Here is a 7133-nt window from a genome sequence, read left to right on the forward strand (position 1 = left end):
TTAAAAAAAAACAAGTTGAATTACTCCCAAAGGGTTAATAATAAAACAATGAACAAAATATTCAATCCAAAACCCGAAACTTGGTCGGCAATTCTAAAAAGACCGACTCAAACCATCGATGATATTGAAGTGACCGTGAAAGAAATTTTCAAGGAAGTTCAAAAAAAAGGGGATGAGGCTGTAGCCAAATATACCTCACTTTTCGACGGTGCAAAATTTGAAAATATTGAAGTTTCCAAAACTGAAATTGAGCAAGCCATTTCAACTATTTCCGAAGATTTGAAAAATGCCATTCAATTGGCAAAATCGAATATCGAGAAATTTCATTCGGCTCAAAAAACCACTAAAGTTGAAGTAGAAACAATCGAAGGTGTGAATTGCTGGCAAGAAAAAAGACCAATTCAAAAAATTGGTTTATACATTCCTGGCGGTACAGCGCCTTTGTTTTCGACTGTTTTGATGCTTGCCGTTCCAGCCAATATTGCTGGTTGCAAAGAAATAGTTTTGTGTTCGCCACCGGATAAAAAAGGTAATATAAATCCGGCTATCTTATATGCTGCGAATTTATGTCGTGTGACCAAAATCTTGAAAGTAGGAGGAATCCAAGCTATTGCAGGAATGACTTTCGGCACCAAATCAATTCCAAAAGTGTATAAAATTTTTGGACCTGGAAACCAATTCGTGACCGTTGCAAAACAATTGGCAACCCAATTTGGCGTAGCAATTGATATGCCTGCTGGACCTTCCGAATTGTTGATTGTAGCTGATGATACTGCCGTTCCAACGTTTGTAGCCTCGGATTTATTGTCGCAAGCCGAACACGGAATCGACAGCCAAGTAATTTTGGTTTCAACTTCAAAAACATTGATTGAGGAAGTCGAGGCAGCAATTCAATCCCAATTAGAAGTTTTGCCAAGAAAAGCCATTGCCGAAAAAGCTATTGCCAATTCGAAGCTGATTTTTGTCGAAAATGACGAAACGGCTTTAGAATTAATAGACGAATATGGCCCGGAACATTTCATTATTTGCACCAAAGACGAAGATTTTTATGTTCGAAATATTGGAAATGCAGGCTCCGTTTTTATCGGGAATTATACACCGGAAAGCGCGGGAGATTATGCTTCGGGAACCAATCATACTTTGCCAACCAATGGTTATGCCAAGAATTATTCAGGAGTAAACTTAGATAGCTTTACCAAATCGATGACATTCCAAAAAATATCTGAAAAAGGAATTCAAAATATTGGAAAAGCCATTGAAATTATGGCAGAAGCCGAAGGATTGCAAGCACACAAAAATGCAGTTACATTACGATTAAAAGCGATTGAAGATGGAAAATAATTTCAACATAAATAATTTAATCCGTGAAAACGTCAAATCGATGAAGCCTTATTCATCAGCTCGTGACGAATTTGAGGATTTTGATACAGCGGATATGATTTTCTTGGATGCCAATGAAAATCCGTTCCAGAATGGCGTGAATCGTTATCCAGATCCACAGCAAAGCAGCGTGAAAGTGGTTTTGGCAAAACAAAGAAACGTAAATACTAAACAAATTTTACTCGGTAACGGAAGTGACGAAGTACTGGATTTGATTTTCAGAGCTTTTTGCGAACCAAAAGTGGACAATGTAATTACTTTACCGCCAACCTACGGAATGTATGGTGTTTTGGCCAATATCAATGCCGTTGAAAATAGGGAAGTGTTGCTTTCAAATGATTTTCAGCCGCAAGTAGAAAAGATTTTGGAGGCTGTTGACGAAAATACGAAAATCATCTTTTTATGTTCGCCTAACAATCCAACGGGAAATTCTTTTTCAGATGAAAGCGTAGTGAAATTACTCCAAAATTTCAAAGGTTTAGTCGTAATTGACGAAGCCTATATTGATTTTTCCAAAAAACAAAGTTGGATGAACGAATTGGACGAATATCCCAATTTAATTATCACCCAAACACTTTCAAAAGCATATGGTTTGGCAGGAATCCGATTGGGAATTTGTTATGGTTCAGCAGCGGTGATTTCGGTTTTAAACAAAATAAAACCACCTTACAACGTGAATGAATTAACTCAATTACGAGCTTTGGAACGATTGAGTAATCCAGAAAAAATTAAATCTGAAATAGCATCCATTATAGCACAAAGAGAGGAATTACTTAAAGTACTGGTTGATGTAAAATTTGTCGAAAAAATCTATCCAACGGAAGCCAATTTTATCTTGATAAAAGTGGATGATGCCAACAAAAGATACGACGAATTAATCGCTAAAGGAATTGTAATTCGCAACAGAACTACACAACCTTTATGTGAAAATACCTTGCGTTTGACTATTGGAACAGAAGAAGAGAATAAGAAATTGATTGAGGCACTAGAAAAATTGAAGTAAAAATTAGCCACAGATTCACTGATTTTATTATCATTTAAATCTGTAGCAAAAGAATATAATTATGAAAAAAGTACTTTTTATAGATCGCGACGGAACAATGGTTTTAGAACCGAATGATTATCAATTGGACAGTTTCGAAAAATTGGAATTCTATCCAAAAGCTTTTCAATATCTAGGAAAAATAGCTGCCGAATTGGATTTCGAATTGGTTATGGTAACCAATCAAGACGGTTTAGGAACCGATTCACATCCGGAAGCCAACTTTTGGCCCGTGCATAATTTGGTAATGAAAGCTTTCGAAAATGAAGGAGTTGTTTTCAGCGAAGTGCTGATTGACAAAACATTTCCGCACGAAAATGCACCAACGCGCAAACCTGCACTAGGTTTGTTGACAAAATACATTGATAATCCGGAGTATGATTTAACAAATTCATTCGTAATAGGTGATAGAATAACAGATGTTGAATTAGCCAAAAATTTAGGTTCAAAAGCGATTTTTATCAATACGGACGAAGAATTGGGCGGTGATGAGATTGCTTCAAAAAGAGAGGAATTAGATTCTGTTATAGCTTTACAAACTACAGATTGGAAAGTAATTTATGAGTTTTTGAAATTAGAAGAACGCTCCGCTTCAATAAAAAGAAAAACAAATGAAACGGATATTTACATCAACGTAAACCTTGATGGAACGGGTAAAAGCAAAATCGAAACTGGAATTGCTTTTTTTGATCACATGCTCGACCAAATCGCGCGTCACGGACAAATGGACTTAGAAATCATCGTAAAAGGTGATTTAGAAGTCGATGAACACCACACGATTGAAGATACGGCAATTGCTTTAGGAGAAGTTTTTGCCAAAGCATTGGGAAATAAATTAGGAATAGAGCGTTACGGTTTTTGTTTGCCAATGGATGATTGTTTGTCACAAGTAGCTATTGATTTTGGCGGTAGAAACTGGTTGGTTTGGGAAACCGAATTCAAACGTGAAATGGTGGGCAAAATGCCAACAGAAATGTTCTATCATTTCTTCAAATCCTTTTCGGATGGAGCCAAAGCCAACATCAACATCAAAGCCGAAGGAACGAACGAACACCACAAAATAGAAGCCATTTTTAAGGCTTTCGCCAAAGCGATAAAAGTAGCCGTTAAACGTGACACAGAGAAAATGATTTTACCAAGTACGAAAGGGATGCTGTAAAATAAAGTGGGAAGTTCGAAGTGGGAAGTTCGAAACTTCTGACTTCTAACTTCTGACTTCTAACTTAAAATAATGAAAATAGTAATCATAAATTACGGAGCAGGAAACATTCAAAGCATTATGTTCGCCATCGAAAGATTGGGCTACAAAGCGGTTTTGAGCAACAATCCTGACGAAATAAAAGCTGCCGACAAAGTGATTTTTCCTGGAGTGGGAGAGGCGAGTTATGCTATGAAAATGCTTCAAGAAAGCGGTTTGGATACTTTGATTCCAACGTTGAAACAACCCGTTTTCGGGATTTGTTTGGGAATGCAGTTGATGTGTAACTATTCAGAAGAAGGAAATACCATAGGATTGGGGATTTTTGATGTTGATGTTGTAAAATTCACTTCAAAAGTGAAAGTGCCACAAATGGGCTGGAACAACATTTACAATCTCAAATCGGATTTATTCAAAGGAATTGCTGAGAATGAATATATGTATTTAGTGCATAGTTTTTACGCTCCAATTTGTACCGAAACGATTGCTACTACCAATTACGAGCTAGAATATTCCTCTGCTTTAGAAAATGATAATTTCTATGGAACGCAATTTCACCCTGAGAAAAGCGGTGATGTGGGAGAACAAATCCTTGGAAACTTTTTAAAACTTTAAAATTTCAATGGCAATGGCAATTTCAATGGCAAAAATTAATCTTAAACTACTAACCTCTAACCTCTAACCTCTAACCTCTAACCTCTAACCTCTAACCTCTAACCTCTAACTTCTAACTTCTAACTTCTAACTTGACAATGAGAATAATACCTGCAATAGACATCATCGACGGAAAATGTGTTCGCTTGTCGAAAGGCGATTACAATACTAAAATTATATACAATGAAAACCCGCTAGAAGTGGCGAAATCATTTGAAGCACACGGAATCGAATATTTGCATTTGGTGGATTTGGATGGAGCAAAATCGAGTAAAATTGTCAATTACAAAATATTGGAACAAATTGCTTCTCAAACCAAATTGAAAATTGATTTTGGTGGAGGATTAAAGTCCGATGCCGATTTAAAAATCGCTTTCGAAAGTGGTGCAAACCAAATCACGGGAGGAAGTATCGCCGTAAAAAACAGGGCGATTTTCGAAAAATGGATTGCTGAATACGGTGCTGACAAAATCATTTTGGGAGCGGATGCCAACAATGAAAAGGTAGCCGTTTCAGGCTGGCTGGAAGATTCTGATGAAGATTTGGTTCCCTTTATACAAGAGTATCAAAACAAAGGGATTCAGTACGTAATTTGCACCGATATTGCCAAAGACGGAATGCTGGAAGGGCCAAGTTTTGATTTATATGCCAAGATTTTGGCAGAAGCCAAAGGAATTAAATTGATCGCTTCTGGAGGAATTTCTACTTTTGAGGAATTGCCAAAATTAGCCGAATTGGGTTGCGAAGGAACAATAATCGGCAAAGCGATTTACGAAGGAAGAATTTCGTTGAAACAATTGGAAAATTATATAATTCAAGGTTAGAGGTCAGAAGTTAGAGGTCAGAAGTTGTTGGGATAGAAAATCATCACTTCAAATTTCTAACCTCTTACTTCAAATTTATTTCTAACTTCGTATTTCTAATCTCTAACTTTTAATTGAATTTCTATGGCTCAAGATTTAAAGACAAGAACTAAAAAATTCGCTATTGATTGTGGAAAACTATGCAGAAATTTTCCTCATTCCAGAGAATATAATGCTTACGTTAATCAATTGATAAGATGTTCGAGTTCAGTTGGTGCAAATTACAGAGCTTCGCAAAGAGGGAAATCTACGGCGGATTTTATCAATAAATTAAAAATAGTTGAAGAAGAAGCTGATGAAAGCCATTTTTTTATTGAAATTTTGTTGGAACTATATGATTTGGGCGATGAAAATGTAAAAAATGAAATGATACGATTATGCAAAGAAGCGAATGAATTGGTTGCAATAATAGTAGCTTCGATAAACACGGCAAAAAGTAAATTAAAGTGATTTTTTCTTGGTTATGAACTTCTAAATTCTAACCTCTAACCTCTAACTTTTAATAATGTTAACAAAAAGAATAATCCCTTGTCTCGACATCAAAAACGGACGAACCGTAAAAGGAATCAATTTCGTAGATTTGCGAGATGCAGGCGATCCTGTGGAACTAGCCAAAATCTATTCGGATGAAGGTGCGGACGAATTGGTTTTCCTGGATATTTCGGCAACAGAAGAGCGTAGAAGCACTTTATTAGATTTAGTTCGAAAAGTCGCTGCAACTATCAATATTCCGTTTACCGTTGGTGGAGGAATTTCAACGGTTGAAGATGTGGAAGCTTTATTACATAACGGAGCTGATAAAGTGTCTATCAATTCATCAGCGGTAAAAAATCCACAGTTGATTAATGATTTGGCACAAAAATTTGGCAGCCAATGTGTGGTTGTCGCGATAGATGCAAAGCAAATTGATGGAGAATGGATCGTACATTTGGTAGGAGGAAAGGTAGCTACTGAGATTCGATTGTTTGATTGGGCTAAGGAAGTGGAGGAACGTGGTGCGGGAGAAATCTTGTTTACTTCAATGAATCACGATGGAACCAAAAATGGTTTTGCAAACGAAGCTTTGGCAAAATTGTCCGAATTAGTAAATATTCCGATAATTGCTTCGGGTGGAGCAGGAAATATACAACATTTTGTTGATACCTTTGTCGAAGGAAAAGCCGATGCAGCATTGGCGGCAAGCGTATTTCATTTCAAGGAAATTGAAATCAAAACATTGAAAAGAGAACTTAAAAATAATAATATTGAAGTTCGGATTTAGTTTTACTTTAAGACATTCGACTTTACAACTTTAGACTTAAAAAAATGGAAATAGATTTTTCAAGATTAGCACACGGATTAATTCCGGCCATCATTCAGGATAGTGAAACTAAAAATGTTTTGATGTTGGGCTATATGAACAAGGAAGCCTATCAAAAAACTGTTGAAACAGGAAAAGTAACTTTTTACAGCCGTTCTAAGCAAAGACTTTGGACAAAAGGCGAGGAAAGTGGTAACTTTTTGAATTTGGTTGACATCAAGAATGATTGTGATGAAGATTCGCTTTTAATTCAAGTAAAACCAGTTGGTCCAACTTGTCATACTGGTGCTGATACGTGTTGGCAAACAGAAAACAAATCGGATTTTGGATTTATTTCAACTTTAGAAAACACGATTAAAACGCGTAGAGAAAATGCGGATTCCGAGAAAAGTTATGTTGCCTCTTTATTCGAAAAAGGGATTAATAAAATTGCTCAAAAAGTAGGAGAAGAAGCGGTGGAAGTAGTAATTGAAGCCAAAGACGACAACGATCATTTGTTTTTGGATGAAAGTGCCGATTTACTTTTTCATTATTTGATTCTTTTGCAAGCCAAAGGATTTGAGTTGAACGATGTTGTAACTGTTTTAAAAGGTCGCCAGAAGTAAACTTATTTTTACTAAATTTTAATCAAAAGAATTCCTCGAGGCTCTGCCTCGGGGTCATAAGTAAAAAAGATTAGTACATTTGTTTGATGAG

8 protein-coding genes are annotated in these 7133 nt (G+C 36.3%); all 8 read left to right on the forward strand.

Going from position 1 to position 7133, the window contains the following annotated elements; translation table 11 throughout:
* The first annotated feature begins 48 nt into the window (after nt 1-48).
* Nucleotides 49-1341, forward strand: a complete 1293-nt coding sequence (hisD, locus tag FNW17_RS14870; RefSeq protein ID WP_144072053.1) for a histidinol dehydrogenase — start codon at nt 49-51, stop codon at nt 1339-1341.
* Entirely contained in the window at nt 1331-2383 is a 1053-nt protein-coding gene (hisC, locus tag FNW17_RS14875; RefSeq protein WP_144072054.1) for a histidinol-phosphate transaminase, read from the forward strand. Before hisD ends, hisC begins: the two co-directional genes overlap by 11 nt.
* Before the next feature lie 61 nt (nt 2384-2444).
* Entirely contained in the window at nt 2445-3581 is a 1137-nt protein-coding gene (gene hisB / locus FNW17_RS14880) for a bifunctional histidinol-phosphatase/imidazoleglycerol-phosphate dehydratase HisB (RefSeq protein WP_144072055.1), read from the forward strand.
* Between the two features lie 72 nt (nt 3582-3653).
* The gene (gene hisH, locus FNW17_RS14885; RefSeq protein WP_143389397.1) at nt 3654-4235 is read left to right on the forward strand and encodes an imidazole glycerol phosphate synthase subunit HisH; all 582 of its coding nucleotides are present in this window, start codon (nt 3654-3656) and stop codon (nt 4233-4235) included.
* 137 nt (nt 4236-4372) lie between these two features.
* A complete protein-coding gene (gene hisA, locus FNW17_RS14890) occupies nt 4373-5098 on the forward strand; it encodes a 1-(5-phosphoribosyl)-5-[(5-phosphoribosylamino)methylideneamino]imidazole-4-carboxamide isomerase (protein WP_143389396.1) in 726 nt (241 codons plus the stop codon).
* 123 nt (nt 5099-5221) lie between these two features.
* Complete coding sequence (locus tag FNW17_RS14895; protein WP_143389395.1) at nt 5222-5587, forward strand: four helix bundle protein; 366 nt, start codon at nt 5222-5224, stop codon at nt 5585-5587.
* 55 nt (nt 5588-5642) lie between these two features.
* On the forward strand, nt 5643-6398 hold the full coding sequence (gene hisF, locus FNW17_RS14900; protein ID WP_144072056.1) for an imidazole glycerol phosphate synthase subunit HisF: 756 nt from the start codon (nt 5643-5645) through the stop codon (nt 6396-6398).
* Nucleotides 6399-6442: 44 nt separating this feature from the next.
* Nucleotides 6443-7042: a bifunctional phosphoribosyl-AMP cyclohydrolase/phosphoribosyl-ATP diphosphatase HisIE gene (gene hisIE / locus FNW17_RS14905; RefSeq protein ID WP_143389393.1), complete on the forward strand. Its 600-nt coding sequence runs from the start codon at nt 6443-6445 to the stop codon at nt 7040-7042.
* Nucleotides 7043-7133: the final 91 nt, after the last annotated feature.

Origin of the sequence: Flavobacterium franklandianum (assembly GCF_007097365.1) — a bacterium.
Classification (GTDB): Bacteria; Bacteroidota; Bacteroidia; order Flavobacteriales; family Flavobacteriaceae; genus Flavobacterium; species Flavobacterium franklandianum.